Source organism: Enterobacter sp. SCRI0065 (genome assembly GCF_059766475.1).
This window is the reverse complement of record NZ_JCBAJB010000003.1, coordinates 335,942-359,600: the sequence shown is the minus strand read 5'-3', so window position 1 is coordinate 359,600 and position 23,659 is coordinate 335,942. Positions and strand designations below refer to the sequence as shown.

General features: G+C 52.9%; 24 protein-coding genes and 1 other RNA gene. 13 read left to right on the top strand and 12 right to left on the bottom strand.

Annotated elements, in window-relative coordinates; all coding sequences use genetic code 11:
- Nucleotides 1-2: 2 nt before the first annotated feature.
- The 12 genes from garL (at nt 3) to AC6EMZ_RS11685 (ending at nt 14,393) form a co-directional block, all read left to right on the top strand.
- Nucleotides 3-773: a 2-dehydro-3-deoxyglucarate aldolase gene (garL, locus tag AC6EMZ_RS11740; RefSeq protein ID WP_498402669.1), complete on the top strand. Its 771-nt coding sequence runs from the start codon at nt 3-5 to the stop codon at nt 771-773.
- Nucleotides 774-796: 23 nt separating this feature from the next.
- The gene (gene garR / locus AC6EMZ_RS11735) at nt 797-1,690 is read left to right on the top strand and encodes a 2-hydroxy-3-oxopropionate reductase (RefSeq protein ID WP_498402826.1); all 894 of its coding nucleotides are present in this window, start codon (nt 797-799) and stop codon (nt 1,688-1,690) included.
- Between the two features lie 94 nt (nt 1,691-1,784).
- Nucleotides 1,785-2,930, top strand: coding sequence for a glycerate 2-kinase (gene garK / locus AC6EMZ_RS11730; RefSeq protein ID WP_498402668.1), 1,146 nt, complete (start codon nt 1,785-1,787; stop codon nt 2,928-2,930).
- A 32-nt stretch (nt 2,931-2,962) separates the two neighbouring features.
- Nucleotides 2,963-3,341, top strand: an RNA gene (gene rnpB / locus AC6EMZ_RS11725) — RNase P RNA component class A.
- Nucleotides 3,342-3,985: 644 nt separating this feature from the next.
- On the top strand, nt 3,986-4,927 hold the full coding sequence (gene tdcA, locus AC6EMZ_RS11720) for a transcriptional regulator TdcA (protein WP_498402667.1): 942 nt from the start codon (nt 3,986-3,988) through the stop codon (nt 4,925-4,927).
- Between the two features lie 99 nt (nt 4,928-5,026).
- Nucleotides 5,027-6,016 carry a bifunctional threonine ammonia-lyase/L-serine ammonia-lyase TdcB gene (gene tdcB / locus AC6EMZ_RS11715; protein ID WP_498402665.1) on the top strand — a complete coding sequence of 330 codons (990 nt, stop codon included), beginning with the start codon at nt 5,027-5,029 and terminating at the stop codon, nt 6,014-6,016.
- Nucleotides 6,017-6,032: 16 nt separating this feature from the next.
- The gene (gene tdcC, locus AC6EMZ_RS11710) at nt 6,033-7,364 is read left to right on the top strand and encodes a threonine/serine transporter TdcC (protein WP_498402664.1); all 1,332 of its coding nucleotides are present in this window, start codon (nt 6,033-6,035) and stop codon (nt 7,362-7,364) included.
- Nucleotides 7,365-7,394: 30 nt separating this feature from the next.
- Nucleotides 7,395-8,603 (top strand): propionate kinase, encoded by a 1,209-nt coding sequence (gene tdcD / locus AC6EMZ_RS11705; RefSeq protein ID WP_498402663.1) that lies wholly within the window; start codon nt 7,395-7,397, stop codon nt 8,601-8,603.
- Nucleotides 8,604-8,618: 15 nt separating this feature from the next.
- On the top strand, nt 8,619-10,913 hold the full coding sequence (gene pflB / locus AC6EMZ_RS11700) for a formate C-acetyltransferase (protein ID WP_498402661.1): 2,295 nt from the start codon (nt 8,619-8,621) through the stop codon (nt 10,911-10,913).
- Nucleotides 10,914-11,065: 152 nt separating this feature from the next.
- On the top strand, nt 11,066-11,476 hold the full coding sequence (locus AC6EMZ_RS11695; protein ID WP_498402660.1) for a Spy/CpxP family protein refolding chaperone: 411 nt from the start codon (nt 11,066-11,068) through the stop codon (nt 11,474-11,476).
- Between the two features lie 262 nt (nt 11,477-11,738).
- Nucleotides 11,739-13,070, top strand: a complete 1,332-nt coding sequence (locus AC6EMZ_RS11690) for an SLC5/6 family protein (RefSeq protein ID WP_498402659.1) — start codon at nt 11,739-11,741, stop codon at nt 13,068-13,070.
- A 21-nt stretch (nt 13,071-13,091) separates the two neighbouring features.
- Complete coding sequence (locus AC6EMZ_RS11685; RefSeq protein WP_498402658.1) at nt 13,092-14,393, top strand: L-cysteine desulfidase family protein; 1,302 nt, start codon at nt 13,092-13,094, stop codon at nt 14,391-14,393.
- Between the two features lie 67 nt (nt 14,394-14,460).
- Here the strand turns inward: AC6EMZ_RS11685 and AC6EMZ_RS11680 are convergent, their stop codons facing one another.
- Nucleotides 14,461-15,162 carry a pirin family protein gene (locus AC6EMZ_RS11680; RefSeq protein ID WP_498402657.1) on the bottom strand — a complete coding sequence of 234 codons (702 nt, stop codon included), beginning with the start codon at nt 15,160-15,162 and terminating at the stop codon, nt 14,461-14,463.
- A gap of 104 nt (nt 15,163-15,266) precedes the next feature.
- Here AC6EMZ_RS11680 and AC6EMZ_RS11675 point away from each other — a divergent pair, with 104 nt between their 5' ends.
- Nucleotides 15,267-16,163 (top strand): LysR family transcriptional regulator, encoded by an 897-nt coding sequence (locus AC6EMZ_RS11675; RefSeq protein WP_498402656.1) that lies wholly within the window; start codon nt 15,267-15,269, stop codon nt 16,161-16,163.
- Nucleotides 16,164-16,207: 44 nt separating this feature from the next.
- Here AC6EMZ_RS11675 and AC6EMZ_RS11670 read toward each other — a convergent pair whose 3' ends face one another.
- The 11 genes from AC6EMZ_RS11670 to AC6EMZ_RS11620 all read right to left on the bottom strand — a co-directional run bounded on the left by AC6EMZ_RS11670 (nt 16,208) and on the right by AC6EMZ_RS11620 (nt 23,476).
- On the bottom strand, nt 16,208-16,573 hold the full coding sequence (locus tag AC6EMZ_RS11670; protein WP_498402655.1) for a DUF805 domain-containing protein: 366 nt from the start codon (nt 16,571-16,573) through the stop codon (nt 16,208-16,210).
- 107 nt (nt 16,574-16,680) lie between these two features.
- Nucleotides 16,681-17,667: a glutathione S-transferase family protein gene (locus AC6EMZ_RS11665; protein WP_498402654.1), complete on the bottom strand. Its 987-nt coding sequence runs from the start codon at nt 17,665-17,667 to the stop codon at nt 16,681-16,683.
- Between the two features lie 68 nt (nt 17,668-17,735).
- Complete coding sequence (locus tag AC6EMZ_RS11660) at nt 17,736-18,128, bottom strand: DoxX family protein (protein ID WP_059177397.1); 393 nt, start codon at nt 18,126-18,128, stop codon at nt 17,736-17,738.
- A 205-nt stretch (nt 18,129-18,333) separates the two neighbouring features.
- Complete coding sequence (locus AC6EMZ_RS11655) at nt 18,334-18,630, bottom strand: YqjK-like family protein (RefSeq protein WP_498402652.1); 297 nt, start codon at nt 18,628-18,630, stop codon at nt 18,334-18,336.
- Nucleotides 18,627-19,025, bottom strand: coding sequence for a phage holin family protein (locus AC6EMZ_RS11650; protein ID WP_498402651.1), 399 nt, complete (start codon nt 19,023-19,025; stop codon nt 18,627-18,629). The genes AC6EMZ_RS11655 and AC6EMZ_RS11650 overlap by 4 nt, the downstream gene beginning before the upstream one ends.
- A 2-nt stretch (nt 19,026-19,027) precedes the next feature.
- Entirely contained in the window at nt 19,028-19,333 is a 306-nt protein-coding gene (locus tag AC6EMZ_RS11645; protein ID WP_015960536.1) for an ElaB/YgaM/YqjD family protein, read from the bottom strand.
- A 28-nt stretch (nt 19,334-19,361) separates the two neighbouring features.
- The gene (locus AC6EMZ_RS11640; protein ID WP_498402650.1) at nt 19,362-19,730 is read right to left on the bottom strand and encodes a DUF1090 domain-containing protein; all 369 of its coding nucleotides are present in this window, start codon (nt 19,728-19,730) and stop codon (nt 19,362-19,364) included.
- A 154-nt stretch (nt 19,731-19,884) separates the two neighbouring features.
- Entirely contained in the window at nt 19,885-20,268 is a 384-nt protein-coding gene (mzrA, locus tag AC6EMZ_RS11635; protein ID WP_498402649.1) for an EnvZ/OmpR regulon moderator MzrA, read from the bottom strand.
- Between the two features lies 1 nt (nt 20,269).
- Nucleotides 20,270-20,932 carry a DedA family general envelope maintenance protein YqjA gene (gene yqjA / locus AC6EMZ_RS11630; RefSeq protein ID WP_498402648.1) on the bottom strand — a complete coding sequence of 221 codons (663 nt, stop codon included), beginning with the start codon at nt 20,930-20,932 and terminating at the stop codon, nt 20,270-20,272.
- A gap of 350 nt (nt 20,933-21,282) precedes the next feature.
- Nucleotides 21,283-22,059: a transcriptional regulator ExuR gene (gene exuR / locus AC6EMZ_RS11625; RefSeq protein WP_498402646.1), complete on the bottom strand. Its 777-nt coding sequence runs from the start codon at nt 22,057-22,059 to the stop codon at nt 21,283-21,285.
- A 118-nt stretch (nt 22,060-22,177) separates the two neighbouring features.
- On the bottom strand, nt 22,178-23,476 hold the full coding sequence (locus AC6EMZ_RS11620) for an MFS transporter (RefSeq protein ID WP_498402645.1): 1,299 nt from the start codon (nt 23,474-23,476) through the stop codon (nt 22,178-22,180).
- Between the last annotated feature and the right edge of the window lie 183 nt (nt 23,477-23,659).

The following is a 23,659-nucleotide window of genomic DNA, read 5'->3' as shown; positions in this document are numbered from 1 at the left end:
CGATGAGTAACGATATTTTCCCGAACAAGTTTAAAGCGGCTCTGGCGGCGAAAGAGATTCAGATTGGCTGTTGGTCTGCGCTGGCAAGCCCAATCAGCACCGAAGTGTTAGGTCTGGCCGGTTTCGACTGGCTGGTGCTGGACGGTGAACATGCGCCAAATGATGTGACCACCTTTATTCCGCAGCTGATGGCGCTGAAGGGCAGCCACAGCGCCCCGGTGGTACGCGTGCCGACGAACGAACCGGTCATCATCAAACGCCTGCTGGATATCGGCTTCTACAACTTCCTGATCCCGTTTGTAGAAAGCGTTGAAGAAGCCGTGCAGGCGGTGGCCTCTACGCGCTATCCGCCGGAAGGCATTCGTGGCGTATCGGTTTCTCATCGCGCCAACATGTTTGGCACCGTGCCGGACTATTTTGCGCAGTCGAACAAAAACATCACCATCCTGGTTCAGATTGAGAGCCAGCACGGTGTGGATAACGTCGATGCTATCGCCGCCACTGACGGCGTCGATGGCATCTTCGTCGGCCCAAGCGATCTGGCAGCGGCATTAGGCCACCTCGGCAATGCCAATCACCCGGACGTGCAGCACGCCATCCAGCACATTTTCGCCCGTGCTAAAGCGCACGGTAAACCGAGCGGTATTTTGGCACCGGTTGAAGTGGATGCCCGTCGTTACCTGGAGTGGGGCGCAACCTTTGTCGCCGTAGGCAGCGACCTCGGCGTATTCCGCTCTGCCACGCAGAAGTTAGCCGATTCCTTTAAGAAATAATCACCACTGACAGAAAGAGAGAAATTATGACGATGAAAGTTGGTTTTATTGGCCTGGGTATCATGGGTAAACCAATGAGTAAAAACCTGATTAAAGCAGGTTACTCGCTGGTGGTGTCTGACCGTAATCCAGAAGTGATTGCTGAGTTGATTGCCGCCGGAGCAGAAACCGCGACTACGGCAAAAGCGATTGCCGAGCAGTGCGATGTGATAATCACCATGCTGCCAAACTCTCCGCACGTCAAAGAGGTGGCGCTGGGTGAAAATGGCATTATCGAAGGCGCGAAGCCGGGGCTGGTGGTCATTGATATGAGCTCCATCGCACCGCTGGCGAGCCGCGAAATTAGCGAAGCGCTGAAGGCAAAAGGTGTGGATATGCTGGACGCACCGGTCAGCGGTGGTGAACCCAAAGCGATCGACGGCACGCTGTCGGTGATGGTTGGCGGCGACAAAGCTATTTTCGATAAATATTACGATCTGCTTAAAGCGATGGCCGGTTCCGTGGTGCATACCGGTGATATCGGCGCGGGCAACGTCACCAAGCTGGCGAACCAGGTGATTGTGGCGCTGAATATCGCCGCGATGTCTGAAGCGCTGACTCTGGCGACCAAAGCGGGTGTCAACCCGGATCTGGTGTATCAGGCCATTCGTGGTGGTCTGGCGGGCAGTACGGTGCTGGATGCCAAAGCGCCAATGGTGATGGATCGCAACTTCAAGCCTGGTTTCCGTATCGATCTGCACATCAAAGATCTGGCTAACGCGCTGGATACCTCGCACGGTGTGGGCGCTCAACTGCCGCTCACCGCTGCGGTGATGGAAATGATGCAGGCGCTGCGAGCGGATGGCCTGGGAAATGCCGACCATAGCGCGATTGCATGCTACTACGAAAAACTGGCGAAAGTGGAAGTCACTCGCTAACGACGTAAGGCCCGGTGGCGCTTTGCTGACCGGGCCTACTCTGTAGGCCGGATAAGAAACACCATCCGGCGTTGTGCAGTAACAGGCTACCCCTATGAAAATCGTAATCGCCCCTGACTCTTATAAAGAAAGCCTTTCTGCCTCTGAGGTAGCACAGGCGATAGAAAAAGGATTTCGGGAAATTTTTCCCGATGCTCAGTATGTTTCTGTGCCCGTCGCGGATGGAGGAGAAGGCACTGTCGAAGCGATGATTGCCGCCACGCAGGGGACAGAGCAACACGTTGTTGTCACAGGCCCGTTGGGCGAGAAAGTTAACGCCTGCTGGGGAATTTCTGGCGATGGCGCAACAGCGATTATCGAAATGGCAGCGGCAAGTGGTTTGGCACTGGTTCCTCCGGCCAAACGTAACCCGTTGGTGACCACTTCACGCGGAACGGGCGAGCTTATCCTCGATGCGCTAGATAAAGGGGCGCGCAATATCATTATTGGTATCGGCGGGAGCTCCACCAACGACGGCGGTGCCGGGATGGTGCAGGCGCTGGGCGCAAAACTGTGCGATGCCAACGGCAAAGAGATTGGCTACGGCGGCGGCAGCCTGATGGCGTTGAACAGTATTGACGTCTCCGGGCTGGATCCTCGGTTGAAAGATTGCACGATTCGAGTGGCCTGTGACGTGACGAATCCGTTAATTGGCGAGACGGGTGCATCGCGTATTTTCGGGCCACAGAAAGGGGCCGATGAAGCGACCATCGTCGAACTCGACAGAAACCTCAGCCACTATGCTGATGTCATCAAAAAATCATTGCAGATCGATGTTAAAAACGTGCCTGGGTCAGGCGCTGCGGGCGGCATGGGAGCAGCGTTAATGGCGTTCCTCGGTGCGGAACTGCGCAGCGGGATTGAGATTGTCACCCAGGCATTGAATCTGGAAGAACATATCCACGACTGCACCTGGGTATTGACGGGGGAAGGGCGTCTCGACAGCCAGAGCATTCACGGCAAAGTGCCGGTAGGTGTGGCGAACGTCGCCAAAAAATACCACAAGCCGGTTATCGGTATTGCAGGCAGTTTGACCCGCGATGTGGGTATCGTCCATCAGTACGGTATCGACGCCGTTTTTAGCGTGCTGAACAGCGTCAGCTCACTGGAAGAGGCCTTCCGCGGGGCATCTGACAACATTTATCGCGCGTCTCGCAATATTGCGGCGACTTTGCAGGTGGGGATGCACACGCAAGGGTGACAGCGGGGCGTAAACCCTCTATACTGCGCGCCGAAGCTGACCAGACAGTCGCCGCTTCGTCGCCGTCCCCTTTCGGGGGGATACGGGCGGAGGGGAGGAAAGTCCGGGCTCCATAGGGCAGGGTGCCAGGTAACGCCTGGGGGGGAAACCCACGACCAGTGCAACAGAGAGCAAACCGCCGATGGCCCGCGCAAGCGGGATCAGGTAAGGGTGAAAGGGTGCGGTAAGAGCGCACCGCGCGGCTGGTAACAGTCCGTGGCACGGTAAACTCCACCCGGAGCAAGGCCAAATAGGGGTTCACAAGGTACGGCCCGTACTGAACCCGGGTAGGCTGCTTGAGCCAGTGAGCGATTGCTGGCCTAGATGAATGACTGTCCACGACAGAACCCGGCTTATCGGTCAGCTTCACCTTTTCGCATAACCCCGCTTCGGCGGGGTTTTTTGCTTTTGGTCCCCGGCACGAATTGTCATATTTGCGACAATAAGCACATTTCACTGCTTTTATAATAAATGTAGCGATATCGAACGAGATAACGATCGGAATCACAAAATTACACGCTGCAAAATGGCGATTTTTTAGTGTTGTAAGAGTGTTGTTTTTGTATCTAATTTGTTTCTTATAGTTTTCGTGTTTATTACACGTACTTTGATATCCAATACATTCGCCCCGTGAATGTGTGATGTATCCGACTGTTTTCACCCTGCTGGTCGGTTATTTACTGGCTTATTTGATAATTTACAATAATGTTTAATCAGACTCATGATGGTTTATTAATCTTTAATTGCCTGAAATATAGCCTTTATTGCCGCTGTTTAATTGTCATTAATACATCGTGGTTATCGCCATAAAATAAATTTATCTCTCTGAATTTTATTGATCAATATCAGGCAATGTGATGATAAAATTAATGGTAACTCATTGATTTATAATTCTTTAAAGGGTTGCTTATAGACAGGAAAACTAAGCGCAAAAGTAATTTGTGAGTAACAGCACATACCCCTGCCATCAATAATGAGTACAATTCTGCATCGGGATAAGGAAATAAGCGCAGAATATGACGAACACTATTATTCTACCGAAAACACAACACCTCGTTGTATTTCAGGAAGTCATTAAAAGTGGCTCCATTGGTTCTGCCGCCCGGCAGCTTGGCCTGACACAACCCGCTGTCAGCAAAATCATCAACGATATCGAAACTTACTTTGGCGTTGAGTTGATTGTGCGTAAGAACACCGGTGTAAAGCTGACCAGCGCAGGGCAAACCCTGCTGGCGTACTCCGAGTCCATCACCCGTGAAATGAAGAACATGGTCAGTGAAATGAACAACCTCAGCTTCAGCACCGTTATTGATGTCTCTTTTGGATATCCATCGCTGATCGGCTTTACGTTCCTCTCAAGCATGATCAAAAAATTCAAAGAAGTGTTCCCAAAAGCACGGGTATCGATGTTTGAAGCGCAGCTGTCATCGTTCCTTCCTGCGATTCGCGATGGTCGGCTGGATTTTGCTATTGGCACCTTGAGCGATGAAATGCTGTTGCAAGATTTGCACGTAGAGCCGCTGTTTGAATCCGAATTTGTGCTGGTGGCCAGCAAGTCACGAACATGCACCGGTCCGACGACCCTGGCATCGCTCACGCATGAACAGTGGGTGATGCCGCAAACCGACATGGGCTACTACAAAGAATTACTTACTACCCTCAAGAACAACCACATCAGTATTGAAAACATCGTTCAGACCGACTCCGTTGTCACCATCTATAACCTGGTTCTCAATGCTGATTATCTCACCGTCATTCCTCGTGACATGATTGCGCCCTTCGGCTCGGACCAATTTATCGTGCTGCCGGTGGAAGAGGAATTACCCGTTGCGCGTTACGCGGCGGTATGGTCAAAGAATTATCGAATCAAAAAATCCGCTTCGGTATTAGTGGAGTTGGCAAAGCTTTATTCCGCACAAAACAGTGAAAGGCGAAAGCAATTTGTAATAACTGAATAAGCAACTCAGCTTTAACAATTTTGAATAACCGACGATTACCATTAGGCGTCGACACCCAGGTTTTGCTTTAAAAACATTTATTATTATAAAGAGGATTATATGCACATTACTTACGATCTTCCGGTAACGATTGAAGAAATACAAGCTGCCCGCAAACGACTGGCTGGGAAAATTTATAAAACCGGTATGCCGCGCTCGAACTATTTAAGCGAACAGTGCAAAGGTGAAATATATCTCAAGTTTGAAAACATGCAGCGTACCGGTTCTTTCAAAATTCGCGGCGCGTTTAATAAATTAAGCTCGCTGACCGAGGCAGAAAAACGCAAAGGCGTGGTGGCCTGTTCCGCAGGTAATCACGCGCAGGGCGTATCACTTTCCTGTGCGATGTTGGGTATCGATGGCAAAGTGGTGATGCCGATGGGCGCGCCGAAATCCAAAGTTGCGGCAACGCGCGACTACTCTGCCGAAGTTGTTATGCATGGTGATAACTTTAACGACACCATCGCTAAGGTCAGCGAAATCGTTGAGCTGGAAGGCCGTATCTTTATCCCACCTTACGATGATGCGCTGGTGATCGCGGGTCAAGGAACCATTGGTCTGGAAATCCTGGAAGACTTGTACGACGTCGACAACGTGATTGTGCCCATTGGCGGCGGCGGTTTAATTGCCGGTATTGCTACCGCGATTAAATCCATTAACCCGACGATTAATATTATCGGCGTGCAATCAGAAAACGTTCACGGCATGGCGGCGTCCTATTATGCCGGGGAAATAATGAACCACCGTACCACCAGCACATTAGCTGACGGCTGCGATGTGTCGCGCCCTGGTAAATTAACCTTCGAAATCGTTCGTGAACTGGTCGATGACATTGTACTGGTCAGTGAAGACGATATTCGCAATAGCATGATCGCGCTTATTCAACGTAATAAAGTGGTCACCGAAGGCGCAGGCGCGCTGGCGACCGCCGCATTATTAAGTGGCAAGCTGGATCATTATATTCAGGGTCGTAAAACGGTCAGTATTATTTCTGGCGGTAATATCGACCTCTCTCGCGTTTCACAAATTACCGGCTTCGCTGACGCATAACATAAAAGGATAATTTATGAGCAACACTGAAAGCATTATCGTCGGTCAGACAAAAACGTCGTCCTGGCGAAAATCCGACACGACCTGGACGCTAGGGCTGTTTGGTACGGCAATCGGCGCAGGCGTATTATTCTTTCCTATTCGCGCAGGCTTTGGCGGCCTGATCCCTATTTTACTGATGCTGGTGCTGGCCTATCCGATTGCGTTCTATTGCCACCGCGCGCTGGCTCGTCTGTGCCTGTCCGGCAGTAATCCTTCCGGGAACATCACCGAAACGGTCGAAGAGCATTTTGGCAAAACCGGCGGGGTGGTGATCACCTTCCTGTATTTCTTTGCAATTTGCCCGCTGCTGTGGATTTACGGCGTCACCATTACCAACACCTTTATGACCTTCTGGGAAAACCAGCTCCAGATGCCGGCGCTAAACCGCGGCTTTGTTGCCCTGTTCCTGCTGCTGCTGATGGCGTTCGTTATCTGGTTTGGTAAAGACCTGATGGTGAAGGTGATGAGCTTCCTGGTGTTCCCGTTCATTGCCAGCCTGATCCTTATCTCCCTGTCGCTGATCCCTTACTGGAACTCGGCGGTTATCGACCAGGTGAGTATGAGCGACCTCGCCTTTACCGGACATGATGGCATTCTGGTCACCGTCTGGCTGGGGATATCCATTATGGTGTTCTCCTTTAACTTCTCACCGATTGTCTCTTCGTTTGTGGTTTCCAAGCGTGAAGAGTACGAAGGCGAATTCGGTAAAGAGTTTACCGAGCAGAAATGTTCCAAAATCATTGGCCGCGCCAGCTTGCTGATGGTGGCAGTGGTGATGTTCTTCGCCTTTAGCTGCCTGTTCACGCTCTCTCCGCAGAATATGGCGGAAGCCAAAGCGCAGAACATTCCGGTGCTCTCTTACCTGGCGAACCACTTCGCGACCATGACTGGCACCAAATCGACGTTTGCGACCGTGCTGGAATACGGCGCGTCAATCATCGCGCTGGTGGCAATTTTCAAATCCTTCTTCGGCCACTATCTGGGCACGCTGGAAGGGCTGAACGGTCTGGTGCTGAAGTTTGGTTACAAGGGCGATAAGAAGAAAGTCTCCGTCGGCAAACTGAACACCATCAGCATGATCTTCATCATGGGTTCAACCTGGGTCGTTGCTTACGCCAACCCGAACATTCTCGACCTTATCGAAGCCATGGGTGCGCCGATTATCGCTTCTCTGCTGTGCCTGCTGCCGATGTTCGCTATCCGTAAAGTCCCGGCCCTGGCGAAGTTCAGAGGCAGAACCGAGAACCTTTTCGTTACCGCGATTGGTCTGCTGACCATTCTGAATATCGTTTACAAACTGTTCTGATTTATTGCTCAGGAAGAGCGGAGTAAAGACATGATTGAGTTTCCGGTTGTACTGGTAATTAACTGTGGTTCGTCTTCTGTGAAGTTTTCGGTGCTGGATGCAGCAAGTTGCGACGCGCTCATCACCGGCATCGCGGACGGCGTTAACACGGACAACGCCTTTATATCCGTGAACGGGGGCGAGCCAGTATCGCTGGCTCGCAAGGACTACGAAGGGGCGCTGGCAGCCATCGCCCTGGAGCTTGAAACGCGCAATTTGATGGGTAGCGTGGCCTTAATCGGCCACCGTATCGCCCACGGTGGTAGCGTGTTTAGCGAGTCCACTCCGATCACGGAAGCTGTTATTGAGCAGATCCGCCAGATTTCGCCGCTGGCCCCGCTGCACAACTACGCCAACCTCAGCGGCATTGAAGCGGCAGCGCATCTTTTCCCTGGCGTTCAGCAGGTGGCTGTTTTTGATACCAGCTTCCACCAGACGCTTGCGCCTCAGGCGTATTTATACGGTTTACCTTATCGTTATTTTGAAGAGCTTGGCGTGCGTCGCTACGGATTTCACGGCACCTCGCATCGCTATGTGGCTCAGCAGGCCTATGCGCTGCTAGATATTCCACAAGACGACAGCGGGCTGGTGATTGCTCATCTCGGTAACGGCGCGTCTATCTGCGCGGTCCGTAACGGCGAAAGCGTGGATACCTCAATGGGGATGACGCCGCTGGAGGGGCTGATGATGGGCACACGCTGCGGTGATGTCGATTTTGGCGCGATGGCGTGGATTGCGCAGCAAACCGGTCAATCGCTCGAGGATCTGGAGCGTGTCGTCAATAAAGAGTCTGGTTTGCTCGGTATTTCCGGCCTCTCTTCCGACCTGCGCGCGCTGGAGAAAGCGTGGCATGACGGGCACGAACGCGCCCGTCTGGCGATTGAAACCTTCGTGCACCGTATCGCGCGTCACATTGCCGGGCATGCGGCCTCTCTTCATCGCCTGGACGGAATCGTCTTTACCGGCGGTATTGGGGAGAACTCAAAACTGATCCGCCAGCTGGTGACGGACCGTCTGAAGGTGTTCGGCGTCGAGCTGGATCCTCTGAAAAATGCCCTTCCGGGTAGCGCGGGTGAGCGAATTATTACCACTGATAATTCTCGCGTGCCTTGCGCCGTTATCCCGACTAACGAAGAAAAAATGATTGCGCTGGATGCCATCCGTCTTGGAAAGGTTCAACCAGCTGCTGTTTACGCCTGATACAGAGAGAAAATCATGAAGGTAACGATGGATACTCGCGCCGCGCCCTACAGCGACGCGTGGGCCGGCTTTCGCGGCAACGACTGGCAGGACAGCATTAACGTGCGAGATTTTATTCAGCACAACTACACCCCATACGAGGGCGATGAATCCTTCCTTGCGCAGGCGACGTCTGCAACGACGGCGCTGTGGCAAAAGGTGATGGAGGGCATCCGCCAGGAAAACGCCACTCATGCCCCGGTCGATTTTGACCTCAATGTCGCCACCACCATTACGGCACACGGGCCGGGATACATTGAAAAAGATCTCGAAACCGTCGTAGGCCTGCAAACGGATCAACCGCTGAAGCGCGCGCTGCATCCGTACGGTGGGATCAACATGATCCGCAGCTCGTTCGAAGCCTACGGACGCGAAATGGATCCGCAGTTCGAATACCTGTTCACGCATCTGCGCAAAACCCATAACCAGGGTGTGTTCGATGTGTATTCACCAGAAATGATGCGCTGCCGTAAGTCCGGTGTGCTCACCGGCCTGCCGGATGGTTACGGTCGCGGACGTATCATCGGTGATTATCGTCGTGTGGCGCTGTACGGCATCAGTTATCTGGTGCGCGAGCGCGAACTACAGTTTGCCGATCTACAACTAAAAATGGAGCGTGGTGAAGATCTCGAAGCCACGATCCGCCTGCGTGAGGAGCTGTCCGAGCACCGGCGCGCACTGCTGCAAATCCAGGAGATGGCGGCGAGTTACGGATGCGACATTTCGCGACCGGCGATGAACGCGCAGGAAGCCGTACAGTGGCTTTACTTCGCCTATCTGGCAGCGGTGAAATCGCAAAACGGCGGGGCGATGTCGCTCGGTCGCACGGCGACGTTCCTCGATATTTATATTGAGCGCGATATGCAGGCCGGGCGTCTGAATGAGATCCAGGCGCAGGAACTGATCGACCATTTCATCATGAAGATCCGCATGGTGCGTTTCCTGCGCACGCCGGAATTTGACACGCTGTTCTCCGGCGATCCTATCTGGGCTACCGAAGTGATCGGCGGCATGGGGCTGGATGGTCGCACGCTGGTGAGCAAATCGTCGTTCCGTTATCTGCACACGCTGCACACTATGGGGCCGGCACCGGAGCCGAACCTGACGATTCTGTGGTCTGAACAATTACCGATTGCCTTTAAGAAGTACGCGGCGCAAATGTCCATTGCCACCTCGTCGCTACAGTACGAAAACGACGATCTGATGCGTGCTGACTTTGAGAGCGACGATTACGCTATCGCCTGCTGCGTCAGCCCGATGGTGATTGGCAAGCAGATGCAGTTCTTTGGCGCGCGTGCCAACCTCGCCAAAATTCTGCTGTACGCAATTAACGGTGGGGTGGATGAAAAGCTGAAAATCCAGGTTGGGCCAAAAACTGCGCCGCTGCTGGACGACGTGCTGGACTACGACACCGTGATGGCGAGCCTGGATCACTTTATGGACTGGCTGGCGGTGCAGTACATCAGCGCGCTGAATCTCATCCACTATATGCACGATAAATACAGCTATGAAGCTTCGCTGATGGCGTTGCACGACCGCGATGTTCATCGCACGATGGCCTGCGGGATAGCTGGCCTGTCGGTGGCGGCGGATTCACTGTCGGCCATCAAATACGCGACGGTTCAGCCGGTTCGCGATCATACCGGTCTGGCGGTGGATTTTGTTATCGACGGGGAATACCCGCAATACGGTAACAACGACGATCGCGTGGACAGCATCGCCTGCGATCTGGTTGAGCGCTTTATGAAGAAAATTCAGGTGCTGCCAACCTATCGCAACGCGGTACCGACTCAGTCGATTCTGACCATCACTTCGAACGTGGTGTACGGCCAGAAGACCGGCAATACGCCGGACGGCCGTCGCGGTGGTACGCCGTTTGCGCCGGGAGCGAACCCGATGCACGGTCGTGACCGTAAAGGCGCGGTTGCCTCGCTGACGTCAGTGGCGAAGCTGCCGTTCACCTACGCCAAAGACGGGATTTCCTATACCTTCTCCATCGTGCCGCAGGCGCTGGGCAAAGACGAAGGCGTGCGCAAAACCAATCTGGTTGGCCTGCTGGACGGATATTTCCACCATGAGGCCGCCATTGAAGGCGGGCAGCATCTCAACGTGAACGTGATGAATCGGGAAATGCTGATGGATGCTATCGAACATCCAGAGAATTATCCGAACCTGACGATCCGCGTATCGGGCTATGCGGTGCGCTTTAATGCTCTCACTCGTGAACAACAGCAGGACGTTATCTCACGAACGTTTACTCAGGCAATCTAGCCTAAACCAGCTACCATGCCCCCTTACCGACAGGGGGCTTTTTTTGTCCGCTTAACATACAAAATTGTTTATATAATTAATCACACATATTCATCCAGTCTTGAAAAACAATGCACCTGTTCCCCCCCTAAACAGTATTGAAGGACAGTAAGATGATGAAAATGACCCGTATTGCTTTGGTTGCCGCGTCACTGGCTTTTTGCAGTTTTGCAGCGCAAGCCGCAAATGTTGAGGCTGCGCCGTCACCGGCTCAGGATCCGCTCGTTCAGCATCTCAAGCTGAGCAACGACCAGGTGAAAAAGATTGAAGACTTGCACCAGAAACTGGAAGACAACGTCAGCAAGATCCCTATGACCGGCGTAAAAGATGGCGCGCTGATCGATATGTTCCAGGACGGTAAGTGGAATGAAAGCGTCGTCAAAAATCAGCTGGCTGCCTTCAGTAAGATTGAAGAACAGACACGCTATTACCGCGTTAAATACTATTTCGACGTAAGCCAGGTTCTGACGCCAGAACAGCGCAAACAGGTGAAATCCGATATGGCCGATGCGCTGGCTAACTGATTTTCTGCCCGCCGCCGTGCGGGCTTTTTATTTCTTTGAACTGCATCACTGTTAGAAAATATTTTCTATATTCATCAAATAAAGAGTAAATTTTCCTTCCTGGCACGAAAACCCACACAAATATTGTGACTTTTTTCTCCCGTCTCCTCGGTATGATCTTTTTATTCCAATAATAAGCATCTGCAATGATTCGACTCATTATCGCTGGTGAGTAGATACCCATAACAATAACGTTCTACCCTACAAAATAAGCGAGTGCCTAATGGAAACGGCGACAAATAGCAGCGTGGTTATAAATGACTCCCCGGCGGCAAGACGGGCGGGAATGAGTGAAAGTGAATGGCAGGAAGCGATTAAATTCGACAGTAACGACACCGGTTGGGTCATCATGAGTATCGGGATGGCGATCGGCGCGGGAATTGTTTTTCTCCCGGTTCAGGTGGGGCTAATGGGGCTGTGGGTTTTCCTGCTCTCATCCATTATTGGTTATCCGGCCATGTATCTTTTCCAGCGCTTGTTTATCAATACGCTGGCGGAATCACCGGAGTGTAAAGATTACCCGAGCGTTATTAGCGGTTACCTCGGTAAAAACTGGGGCATCCTGTTAGGAGCGCTCTATTTCGTGATGTTGGTTATCTGGATGTTTGTTTATTCCACGGCGATAACCAACGACAGTGCATCTTATCTGCATACCTTTGGCGTAACCGAGGGCCTGCTGTCGGAAAACCCGTTTTACGGCTTATTCCTGATTTGTATTCTGGTAGCTATCTCCTCGCGGGGTGAAAAGCTGCTGTTTAAAGTATCGAGCCTGATGGTGCTGACCAAACTGCTGGTGGTCGCCGCGCTGGGGCTGTCGATGATTGGCATGTGGCATCTTTATAACGCGGGTACGCTGCCGCCGATGGGCCTGCTGATTAAAAACGCCATTATCACGCTACCGTTTACGTTAACCTCCATTCTGTTTATTCAGACGCTGAGCCCGATGGTTATCTCTTATCGATCACGCGCTAAGTCCATTGAAGCCGCGCGGTATAAAGCGCTGCGGGCGATGAATATTGCGTTTGGTATTCTGTTTGTGACGGTCTTTTTCTACGCGGTGTCTTTTACCCTGGCGATGGGGCATGACGAAGCGGTCAAAGCGTATGAGCAGAATATTTCTGCCCTGGCGATTGCTGCGCAGTTTATTAGCGGCGACGGCGCGGGCTGGGTCAAAATTGTCAGCGTGATCCTGAATATCTTTGCTGTAATGACCGCCTTCTTTGGTGTTTATCTTGGTTTTCGCGAAGCCACGCAGGGCATCGTGATGAATATCCTGCGTCGTAAAATGCCGGCCGACAAAATTAATGAACGTACCGTGCAGCGCGGCATCATGGTTTTCGCCATTCTGCTGGCCTGGAGCGCCATTGTGTTAAACGCGCCGGTGCTGAGCTTCACCTCAATTTGTAGCCCGATTTTCGGCATGGTGGGCTGCTTAATTCCCGCGTGGCTGGTCTATAAGGTCCCTGCGCTACACAAATATAAAGGCGTGTCGCTGGTGATTATTATCATTACCGGGCTGCTGCTTTGTGTTTCTCCTTTCCTCGCTTTCTCATAAGGCGCAATTAAGGTCGTAACGATGTCTGAGCAAATGAATCCTTTGTGGAACCTGTTTATTCGCGCGGTGCAGGAAGAGGTTAAGCCTGCACTGGGGTGTACCGAGCCTATCTCACTGGCACTGGCCTGTGCGATTGCAGCCGAGCAACTGGACGGGGAGATCACGCACATCGACGCGTGGGTTTCGCCGAATTTAATGAAAAACGGGCTGGGTGTAACGGTGCCTGGCACCGGCATGGTGGGCTTGCCGATTGCAGCCGCGCTGGGTGCCATCGGTGGCGATGCGCAGAGCGGGCTGGAGGTGCTGAAAAGCGTCTCCGGCGAGGCTCTCGACAGGGCTAAGTTCCTGCTTGCCTCTGGACATGTGCAGGTAAAATTGCAGGAGCCCTGTGACGACATTCTTTATAGCCGTGCTTGCGTGTATGCAGAGGGGGAATCGGCAAGCGTCACGATTGCTGGCGGGCATACGCGGGTGGTAAAGATTGAGCATCAAGGAGAAACCCGTTTCATGCTCGACCAGGAGCAGCAATGCTGTACCGACGATCCGCTGGCGATACTCTCGCAAACGACGCTGTCGCAGATTCTGGCGTTTGTCGAACAGGTGCCGTTCCCGGCCATCCGCTTTATTCTGGAGGCGGCGCATTTAAACGATGCGCTTTCTCAGGAGGGGTTAACCGGCGGCTGGGGGTTACATATCGGTGCGACGCTGCGTAAACAGCAAGTGCGCGGTTTGATCGCGCGGGATTTGGGGTCAGATATTGTGATCCGCACCAGCGCCGCATCGGATGCTCGTATGGGCGGCGCGACGCTGCCCGCGATGAGCAATTCTGGGTCGGGCAATCAGGGCATTACCGCTACCATGCCGGTGCTGGTCGTGGCTGAACACGTTCAGGCGGATGACGAAAAGCTGGCGCGCGCGCTGATGCTCTCGCACCTGTCGGCGATTTACATCCATCATCAGCTGCCGCGGTTGTCGGCACTGTGTGCTGCGACGACAGCGGGTATGGGGTCGGCGGCAGGGATGGCGTGGCTGATGGATGGTCGATATGAGTCGATCGCCATGGCGATCGGCAGCATGATTGGCGACGTCAGCGGGATGATTTGTGACGGCGCATCGAACAGCTGCGCAATGAAAGTCTCAACCAGCGTCACCAGCGCCTGGAAATCGGTGATGATGGCGCTCGATGATTCTGCCGTGACCGGCAACGAAGGGATCGTGGCGCATGACGTCGAGCAGTCTATCGCCAACCTATGCTCGCTAGCGTGCCGGTCGATGCAGGCAACTGACAGGCAGATTATTGAGATTATGGCGAGTAAGGTGTAATGGCATCCCCTCACCCTAACCCTAACCCTCTCCCCATAGGGGTGTACGGTCCGGGGGAGGGTTTACGTTACACCGGCAAATCGATGAGCAGCGCGCGCAGTGGCGTGTCGGCTACCAGCGTTACATTCGCTTCATCGCGGATAAACGCCCCGTCACCGCAGGTGAGCGCTTCTTTCTCTTCCGAGTGCGTCAGCGCATGTACCGTACCGTGGATCGATTGCAGATAAGCGCGCGGACCGTGGAGCTGGATGCTAACCTGTTCACCCTTTTTCAGCTCGATATGATGCAGCCACACCTGCTGGCGCAGTTGCAAACTCTCGTTGCTGCCGTCCGGCGTGGCAATCAACTGCTGCTTATCCCCGCTCAAATTGATCTTCTGCACCAGCGGGTTTTCCCGCTCCGGGCAGGCATCCAGCCATAGCTGCATGCGGGTCAGCGTTTTGTCTTTGCTGAGGTTATGTTCGCTATAGCTGATACCTGGCTGCGTTGATATTAACAACGCTTCGCCCGCCTTCGCCTGAACATGATTGCCCTCGCTGTCGCGATATTCTGCTTCGCCTTCCAGAATCAGATTCAGGATATCCACTTTCGGATAGGTGCGTGGCTGGAAGGAGGCTCCCGGTGCGAGCACTTCCTGATTCAGCACGCGCAGTGAGGCATAGCCGAGCAGTTTTGGGTCAAAGTAGTGTCCAAAGGAAAAGGTGTAGCGGGCCTGCAGCCAACCGAAATCGGCTTGTCCGCACTGTTTTGCTGTTCTTGTCGTAATCATAAAACTGACCTCTCTTTACACTAAAACAATGGTAAAGGTATGGACGCTTCATTGTTAGCCAGATATTCTGCCCGGTATGTTCAAATTTCCTGAATGAGAACGAGATGGCAAAAGAGAGAGCATTGACGCTTGAGGCGCTTCGCGTCATGGACGCGATCGACAGGCGTGGCAGCTTTGCCGCTGCGGCAGACGAGCTGGGGCGCGTTCCGTCTGCGCTGAGCTACACCATGCAAAAGTTAGAAGAAGAGCTGGACGTGGTGTTATTCGATCGTTCCGGTCACCGAACAAAATTCACCAATGTTGGCCGTATGCTGCTGGAGCGTGGACGCGTTCTGCTGGAAGCCGCCGATAAATTGACCACCGACGCCGAAGCACTCGCGCGTGGTTGGGAAACCCATCTAACGCTGGTGACTGAAGCGCTGGTGCCGACGTCGGCGCTGTTCCCGCTGGTAGAGCGGCTGGCGACCAAAGCCAATACGCAGCTTTCGGTGATTACAGAGGTGTTAGCCGGGGCGTGGGAGCGTCTGGAAACGGGCAGGGCAGATATCGTGATCGCGCCGGATATGCACTTCCGTTCATCTTCAGAGATCAACTCGAAAAAGCTCTACAGCGTGATGAACGTGTACGTTGCGGCACCTAATCACCCGATTCATCAGGAGGCTGAGCCATTATCCGAAGTGACCCGCGTGAAGTATCGCGGCGTGGCGGTGGCGGATACCGCGCGCGAGCGTCCGGTATTGACCGTACAGCTATTGGATAAACAGCCGCGTTTGACGGTCACCTCGCTTGAAGATAAACGTCAGGCGTTGTTGGCGGGCTTAGGTGTGGCGACGATGCCGTATCCGTTTGTCGAAAAGGATATTGCTGAAGGGCGTCTGCGGGTGGTCAGCCCGGAATACAGCAGCGAGGTGGATATCATTATGGCCTGGCGTCGCGACAGCATGGGCGAGGCAAAATCGTGGTGTTTGCGCGAAATCCCTAAGCTGTTCGCCAATAAGTAGTGCGCAAAGTCGGCCCGGCGATCGGTGTGCCGCCGGGCGATTCATCAGGCATTTAATTTTGGATCCGGTCCAAAACGATTTTCACCGGGGGTGCCGTTCTGGCAGTTAAAAATCAGGATCACCAGCCAGCCGATCACCGGGATCAACAGCAACAGCAACCACCAGGCCGAACGGTCGGTATCATGAAGTCGACGGAAAACCACCGCCCATGAGGGCAGAAACACCAGTATTGCGTAAATTGTGGTCAGAATGCCTTCACCACCGGCGCGCTCCCAGCCCAGGATCCTGTCGATAATTCCCAGCACCATCGCGAGGATGAAGTTCACCAGAATGAACATCCAGTACTCTTTGCGGCGGGCGCGGCCACCAAAGCCAACGTAGTTTCTCAGAACTTTTAAATACCAGTCCATATTCCCTTACCTCGATAATCAGTCAATCACTTGTTTTTAAAGCAATCAAGGTAAGGATAGATGCAAATTGTGAATTTAAAAAGGGCATCAATTGATGCCCTGAATAATTAACCGAAACGAACGTCGCGGCCATGCGGCTCATCAAGATCCTGCCAGGGTCCAATCGAAATGATTCCCGTCGGGTTAATGGTTTTGTGGCTGCGATAATAGTGGGTGCGGATATGGTCAAAATCGACAGTGTCAGCGATGCCGTCCATCTGATAAATATCGCGCAGGAAACCGTAAAGATTGAGGTAATCGCTGATGCGGTGTTTGTCGCATTTGAAATGGGTGACATAAACCGGGTCGAAGCGTACCAGCGTGGTCCACAGGCGAATATCTGCCTCTGTCAGGCGATCGCCCGTCAGATAGCGATGCTGACCCAGGATTTGCTCCAGACGTTCAAGCGATTCAAATACTTTCTCGACCGCTTCGTCGTAGGCTTCCTGGCTTGTTGCAAAACCCGCTTTGTAGACGCCGTTATTCACGTTGTCGTAGATCCAGCTGTTTATCTCGTCGATCTTATCGCGCAACGCTACCGGATAGTAATCTCCGGCGCGGGCACCCTGTGCGTCGAATGCAGTATTGAACATGCGGATGATTTCCGCCGATTCATTACTGACAATGGTCTGGTTTTTCTTGTCCCACAACACGGGAACAGTGACGCGCCCGGTGTATTGCGGGTCAGCACGCAAATAGAGCTGATAGAGAAAATCATGATGATAAAGGTCATCGCCGGTAGCCGCCGGGAAATCGCTGTCGAAGGTCCAGCCGTTTTCCAGCATCAGCGGATTGACGACGGAGACAGGAATCAAGGATTCGAGTCCTTTGAGTTTGCGCACGATCAGCGTGCGATGGGCCCACGGGCAGGCGAGGGAAACGTACAGATGGTAACGATCTTTCTCAGCCGCAAATCCGCTTTCACCATTAGGGCCCGGCGCGCCATCGGCTGTAAGCCAGCTGCGGAAGGCCGAAACGGAACGCTTGAAACGTCCTCCAGTGGATGTGGTGTCATACCAGGTATCTTGCCAAACGCCGTCAACGAGTTGTCCCATTTTTTTCTCCTCTGGAAAGCAAAAAGCGAGGAGAAATCTCCTCGCTTTGTTTAATCAGTATAGCGTGATTACCACTTTTTATTCAGTACACGGTCGATGCTGAACGCGCCTGGACCGGTGATAGCCAGCAGCAGGAAACCGCCTGCGATGGTCAGGTTTTTCATGAACATCAGGGAGTTCATGCCTTCCGCAAAGTTGCTGTGGAAGATAAACGCGGTCAGCAGGGTGAAGCCTGCGGTAAACAGCGCGGTGGTGCGGGTGAGGAAGCCGAACAAAATCGCCAGACCGCCGCCGAACTCAAGCAGAATGGTCAGCGGCAGCAGGAACCCCGGAACGCCCATTGCTTCCATATATTGTTGTGTACCTGCGTAACCGGTGATTTTGCCCCAGCCTGCGGTAATGAACAGAATAGGCATCAAAATGCGCGCGACCAGTACACCAACATCTTCTAATTTTTTCATTTTACTCTCCAGGGAACCACAATGGCTGCTGATTTTTATTTGTGTGCAAAACCGGGGGGATACCGAGTGTTTGCTGTCGATGGAGAGGATAATAAACGTGACGAGTGATAATTGTTAGCAAGGAAAACTGTCAATCTTCTTCAAAGATATTGAGTGAGTGCGCGCAAAACAAAAAACGGTAACCTGAGTTACCGTTTTGCTTTTATCACCGCAATTGCTGCTGACGCATTGTGGCTTTCACCAGCCGCCAGGCGCTCCAGGCACCGAAACCACGTCTGGCCCAGCGGACAAACATGCTGGGATGACGTACCGTCCAGATAGCCATAACGCTACTGCCAACCAATGCCCACGAGCGTAAGCTGAGAAGCGTGCTCCAGCCACGATCGTAAGAACGCGTCACTTCGAGCCAGTCGCGACGACTGGCTGACAGATCCAGCCGCTGTTGCTGTATCTGGCCTAACAACTGCGCTTTACGCTTTCGAAGCTCGATTTTGCTGCTCACGGCTTGTCGTCCTCCAGCAGTGTCCGGTCATTGGCCAGCTCTTGACGAGTGTGGCGCAATAACGTTGAACTGCGCGCTTTTCGCATGGTCCAGATCCCGCCAATCAATGCCGCAACCAATAGCACAACGGTGGTGGCTATCATCGCGTTTAAACGATATTGCGGATCGATGGCCCAGATGATTAATACCATCAGGCTCATCAAACCAAACGCGGCGAAGAGCATGGTGAGTCCTAACATCAGCAGCATCTGGAAGAGGTTAGCTTTCTCCTCTTCCAGCTCGACTACCGCCAGCCGGACGCGCGTTTCGGCAATACCAACCAGCGTGGTTAACATACGCTGGCCGATGCCGAGGACGTTTTTTGCAGGCCCCTGTGCGTGACGAGGATCTTCCATAATCAGCGACGCGTCAGCAGAACGCCCAGTACCACACCCACTGCGGCACCAATGCCAACACCCGTCCACGGGTTATCGCGAACGTATTCGTCAGCGCGTGCTGCGGCTTCGCGGGTCTGTTTCGCCAGCGCATCACCGGTTTCACCCAGGCGATAGCGGCTATCTTTCAGCGCACTTTCTGCTTTGCTGCGCAGTTTGCTCAACTCTTCTTTCGATTTATCGGTTGAAGAGTTCAGCACCTCTTCCAGGGTATCCGCCAGGGATTTCAACTCAGCGCGCAGGTGTTCTGAAGTAGTATCTTTAGACATGATTTTCTCCTGTGTGATTTCCGTTAACTCAATAATCGCGAGCTTCAAGGGCTTTAAGTTCTTCCTGAGCCTCTTTCAGCTTTTCCTCGCGCTTGGCAATCTTATCCGCATCACCTTTCTCTTTTGCTTCTTTCAGATCCTGACGACGTTCTTCAATTTCGTCTTTTTGCTCAGCGATTTTTTCCTTATGTTCGGCGCGTAACTTGCTGTCCGTACAGTTGGATTTCACTTCGCTAAGTGCCTTTTTCAGGCCGTCGATGCGGTGCTGATTGTTATGCTTCTCGGCATAACCGATCTCGCGCTGGATTTCCTGCTCCTTTTGCTGACACAAAGTGTTAGCGAAGGATGCGGTGCTGATTGAAAAAAGGGCTATGGCAAGAGTAATGCGGTATTTCATTATTGAAACCTTCCATTGTGTTAGGGCATTCCCGAAGAAACACCGCTATTCCAGTCACTACGCGGAGAACATCTGTCGGTGCTCCGCGTACTTAAGCATAGTAAGTAAACGGCAAAATCACCAAAGTGAGTGAAAATATTCAGAATCTTCGTAATTAACCGAATCGATGCGAAGTATCGCGCAGACGCGTTAACCACAACGCCGTCCGGCTATCGTCGTCCTGCAACGCAATAATGTAACCGTGAGGTAAGGAGCTTTCTAAAACGACTTTTGCTGCCGCACTTTGCGCGCTGGAGTCAAATTTGATCAGTAAGATATCGTCTTGCGGCGTAATGCTTTTGAAACGGATGCCGTTGGCATCAAGATGGTGCCAGACAGAAAACCCATCCGGCACGCTGACACCCTGACCAATCGGACGAATGGCCAGCGTGGACTCCTGATGCTGAACCGCTGTCCATACCAGAATTGTTGCACTCAGGATCAGCAGCGCAATTAAGGCATAGGACAAACGGCGCACGGAGAGAGGCGTGATGACCATGTTAACCCCGGGTCCCGTATTTCTTTTTCAACAGGACGTACAGCGAACCGAGCAGCCCAAAGACCAGCAGCACAACAGGCAGTAGCATCAGGCATGACATCAACTGGTCCTCGTATTTCAGGAATACCGGGGTTTTGCCCAGCAGATAACCCAATGAGGTCAGAATCAGGACCCACAGCAGGCCGCTCATCCAGTTAAAGAACTGAAAGCGCGCGCTGCTCAGGCCGGACAGGCCCGCGATGGTCGGCAGCAGGGTGCGGACAAAAGCGATAAAACGGCCAAGAAGGAGTGCGGAAAGGCCGTGCTTATGGAAAAGATGATGCGCGCGCTGATGATAATGTGCAGGAAGATGCGAAAGCCAGTTCTGGACGATACGCGTATTGCCCAACCATCGCCCCTGGATATAGCTCACCCAGCAACCAAGGCTTGCGGCAATCGTCAGCAGAATAACCGTTTGCGGAAAGGCCATTGCACCTTTAGCACACAACACACCCACCAGTACCAACAGGCTATCGCCAGGCAGAAACGCGGCAGGAAGCAGTCCGTTCTCAAGGAACAGAATCATAAACAAGACGAAATAGAGCATGCCAATCATGGACGGGTTGGCCAGGGTTTCAAAATCCTGAGCCCATAAGGCATTAAGCAGTTGGGTCAAAAGTTCCATTCAGTATTCCTGGAAATCGGTTAACGTTTTGCCTGTTATCCGGGTCATACAGCACAGCGACGTTGTTTTATGATTTCATTATGGTCGCTAGCGGACACATTGTGGTGGCCAGAACTGTTCCGTGTTAAATGGCTAGGTAAGCAAGCACTAACTAAAGAAAATGCATTTTGCATCCAATTGTAACAAAGCCCAACGTTCTGCGTCAGACAATTTGCATTCTGCCGGGTAAATGATTTTGGCTTAACAAACGGAAGGGACGCGAGGTTTTTTACACAGGCTGACACTATATATGTTTGCTTACCCACATACAGTAAAGGGCGCATCGGTGCGCCCGGCAGCGTAAAGGGGAACTATTTTGCCTGACTGGAGGCGGTATCGAGATGAACAACCGGATTATCGGCAAAAAGATAGCGGTCCGCGTTGAATTCGAAGTCGTCGCTCGTTTCATTGAACAGCATCAGCTTGGTGTTCTCAAGGTGCTGCCACATCGCCAGTTTCGCGGCGTGCGGATCTTTACGAATCAGCGCTTTAAGAATCTGGTCATGGTCGTCACACCAGTTATCTACGGTGCGCAAATCGATATGATCGTGCAATTTCTTCCAGTACGGGTTGTGAACGCGCTGAGTCCACATTTTTTCAACGATTGCCGCCAGCGCCGTATTTTGCGTCGCCAGTGCAACCTGAACGTGAAACTGTAAATCCCATTCTGAATCGCGGAAGCATTTTTCCTTGCGCGCATTATCCTGGATTTCCATCAGCTTCATGATGTCCTGCTTGGTCACCTGAGTCGCCGCAAATTCCGCAATATTACTTTCGATTAACTGACGCGCCTGGAGCAGTTCGAAGGGGCCGTAGCTGGCAAACTCCAGATTCTCATCCGGGACCGGAGAATGTTTTGGAATATTGGAAATCACATGGATGCCGGAACCTTTGCGCACTTCAACATAGCCTTCGACTTCGAGCATGATAATCGCTTCACGAACCACGGTGCGGCTTACGCTCTTCTCATCAGCAATAAAGCGCTCGGCCGGCAGTTTGTCACCGACAAGATAGACGCCTTGCTCGATGCGATCTTTCAGCTCGGCAGCAAGTTGCTGATAAAGACGACGGGGTTCAGTGATTTCCATATGCGCTCCAGGCAGGGTACGGCGGATTATTTGTTATACCACTTTTGTGCGCCAGTCTCCAGATTTCCCCATGAAAAAAGCCGCCCTGCGGCGGCTTCCTTCGAGTACGGTAAAAGCGCTAACTTTGTGTCGCAGGCCTGCCGAGCGACTCCCGTTCGAGCTCTTCCGCTGACTTGCTTTTCAGCACCGTCCAGATGACCACTGCCCCCATCAAGTCGAAGATAGCCAGTACGGCGAACAGTGGGCTAAAGCCAATGGTATCAGCCAGCGCACCGACGACCAGCGCGAACATGGTGCTGGCGGTCCAGGCGGCCATTCCGGTCAGACCGTTTGCCGTCGCCACTTCGTTACGACCAAATACGTCGGAGGAGAGCGTAATCAGCGCACCGGACAGGGACTGGTGAGCAAAACCACCAATACACAGCAGGCCAATCGCGATGTATGGGCTGGTGAACAGACCGATCATGCCTGGGCCAATCATCAGCACTGCACCCATGGTGACCACTAATTTACGCGAGACAATCAGGTTCACGCCAAACCAGCGCTGGAACAGCGGTGGCAGGTAGCCGCCGACGATACAACCCAGGTCAGCAAACAGCATTGGCATCCAGGCGAACATCGCGATCTCTTTCAGGTTAAAGCCGTAGACTTTAAACATGAACAGCGGGATCCAGGCGTTGAATGTCCCCCAGGCCGGTTCTGCCAGGAAACGTGGCAGCGCGATGCCCCAGAACTGACGGGTGCCCAGAATCTGCCAGACCGTCATTTTCTTGCCATTGTTGGTCTGATGCTGAGATTCCTGACCGCTAATGATGTAATCGCGTTCTTCATCAGACAATTTCTTCTGATCGCGCGGGTGTTTGTAGAAAATCAGCCAGGCCATAGCCCAGGCAAAGCTCAGCACGCCGGAGATAATAAACGCCAGCTGCCAGCTGTGCATCACGATAGCCCACACCACCAGCGGTGGAGCAATCATCGCACCAATAGACGAACCGACGTTGAAGTAGCCGACCGCGATAGAGCGCTCTTTCGCCGGGAACCACTCGGAGCTGGCTTTCAGACCCGCAGGGATCATTGCGGCTTCTGCCGCACCGACCGCACCACGCGCCAGTGCCAGTCCACCCCAGCTTCCTGCAAGCGCGGTGGCACCACAGAAAATTGCCCAGGTCACTGCGAAGACGGCGTAGCCCACTTTGGTGCCCAGCACGTCCAGAAGGTAGCCCGCAACGGGCTGCATGATGGTATAAGCCGCGGAGTAGGCCGCGATAATGTATGAGTATTGCTGTGTGGAGATATGCAGCTCTTCCATTAGCGTTGGCGCAGCCGCGGCTATGGTGTTACGCGTCAGGTAACCCAGCACGGTGCCGAGCGTCACCAGTGCAATCATGTACCAACGTAACCCTTTAATTTTACGCATGTAAAACCTCATCGTTATATTATTGCCGCGCCGGAGCACGGTAACATCTCGACCGTTTCCGGGAGCTGTCTTGTAACGGGAGGGCGTAACGGGAAGTCAATCCCGGAACGGCCCGAACCTTGCCATAAGTAATCGTGCATAAGTCGGTATCCGTACCGCTAATTCCGATGTTTAAACACCGGT

Coding starts and splice junctions, on each gene's coding strand:
- mzrA (WP_498402649.1), bottom strand. CDS start 20,268: ATGGTCATCACGCCTCTCTCCGTGCGCCGTTTGTCCTATGCCTTAATT.
- yqjA (WP_498402648.1), bottom strand. CDS start 20,932: ATGGAACTTTTGACCCAACTGCTTAATGCCTTATGGGCTCAGGATTTT.
- exuR (WP_498402646.1), bottom strand. CDS start 22,059: ATGGAAATCACTGAACCCCGTCGTCTTTATCAGCAACTTGCTGCCGAG.
- tdcB (WP_498402665.1), top strand. CDS start 5,027: ATGCACATTACTTACGATCTTCCGGTAACGATTGAAGAAATACAAGCT.
- AC6EMZ_RS11640 (WP_498402650.1), bottom strand. CDS start 19,730: ATGAAATACCGCATTACTCTTGCCATAGCCCTTTTTTCAATCAGCACC.
- tdcC (WP_498402664.1), top strand. CDS start 6,033: ATGAGCAACACTGAAAGCATTATCGTCGGTCAGACAAAAACGTCGTCC.
- AC6EMZ_RS11620 (WP_498402645.1), bottom strand. CDS start 23,476: ATGCGTAAAATTAAAGGGTTACGTTGGTACATGATTGCACTGGTGACG.
- tdcA (WP_498402667.1), top strand. CDS start 3,986: ATGACGAACACTATTATTCTACCGAAAACACAACACCTCGTTGTATTT.
- pflB (WP_498402661.1), top strand. CDS start 8,619: ATGAAGGTAACGATGGATACTCGCGCCGCGCCCTACAGCGACGCGTGG.
- AC6EMZ_RS11670 (WP_498402655.1), bottom strand. CDS start 16,573: ATGGACTGGTATTTAAAAGTTCTGAGAAACTACGTTGGCTTTGGTGGC.
- AC6EMZ_RS11685 (WP_498402658.1), top strand. CDS start 13,092: ATGTCTGAGCAAATGAATCCTTTGTGGAACCTGTTTATTCGCGCGGTG.
- garL (WP_498402669.1), top strand. CDS start 3: ATGAGTAACGATATTTTCCCGAACAAGTTTAAAGCGGCTCTGGCGGCG.
- AC6EMZ_RS11665 (WP_498402654.1), bottom strand. CDS start 17,667: ATGGGACAACTCGTTGACGGCGTTTGGCAAGATACCTGGTATGACACC.
- tdcD (WP_498402663.1), top strand. CDS start 7,395: ATGATTGAGTTTCCGGTTGTACTGGTAATTAACTGTGGTTCGTCTTCT.
- AC6EMZ_RS11695 (WP_498402660.1), top strand. CDS start 11,066: ATGATGAAAATGACCCGTATTGCTTTGGTTGCCGCGTCACTGGCTTTT.
- AC6EMZ_RS11690 (WP_498402659.1), top strand. CDS start 11,739: ATGGAAACGGCGACAAATAGCAGCGTGGTTATAAATGACTCCCCGGCG.
- AC6EMZ_RS11680 (WP_498402657.1), bottom strand. CDS start 15,162: ATGATTACGACAAGAACAGCAAAACAGTGCGGACAAGCCGATTTCGGT.
- garK (WP_498402668.1), top strand. CDS start 1,785: ATGAAAATCGTAATCGCCCCTGACTCTTATAAAGAAAGCCTTTCTGCC.
- AC6EMZ_RS11675 (WP_498402656.1), top strand. CDS start 15,267: ATGGCAAAAGAGAGAGCATTGACGCTTGAGGCGCTTCGCGTCATGGAC.
- AC6EMZ_RS11650 (WP_498402651.1), bottom strand. CDS start 19,025: ATGGAAGATCCTCGTCACGCACAGGGGCCTGCAAAAAACGTCCTCGGC.
- AC6EMZ_RS11645 (WP_015960536.1), bottom strand. CDS start 19,333: ATGTCTAAAGATACTACTTCAGAACACCTGCGCGCTGAGTTGAAATCC.
- AC6EMZ_RS11660 (WP_059177397.1), bottom strand. CDS start 18,128: ATGAAAAAATTAGAAGATGTTGGTGTACTGGTCGCGCGCATTTTGATG.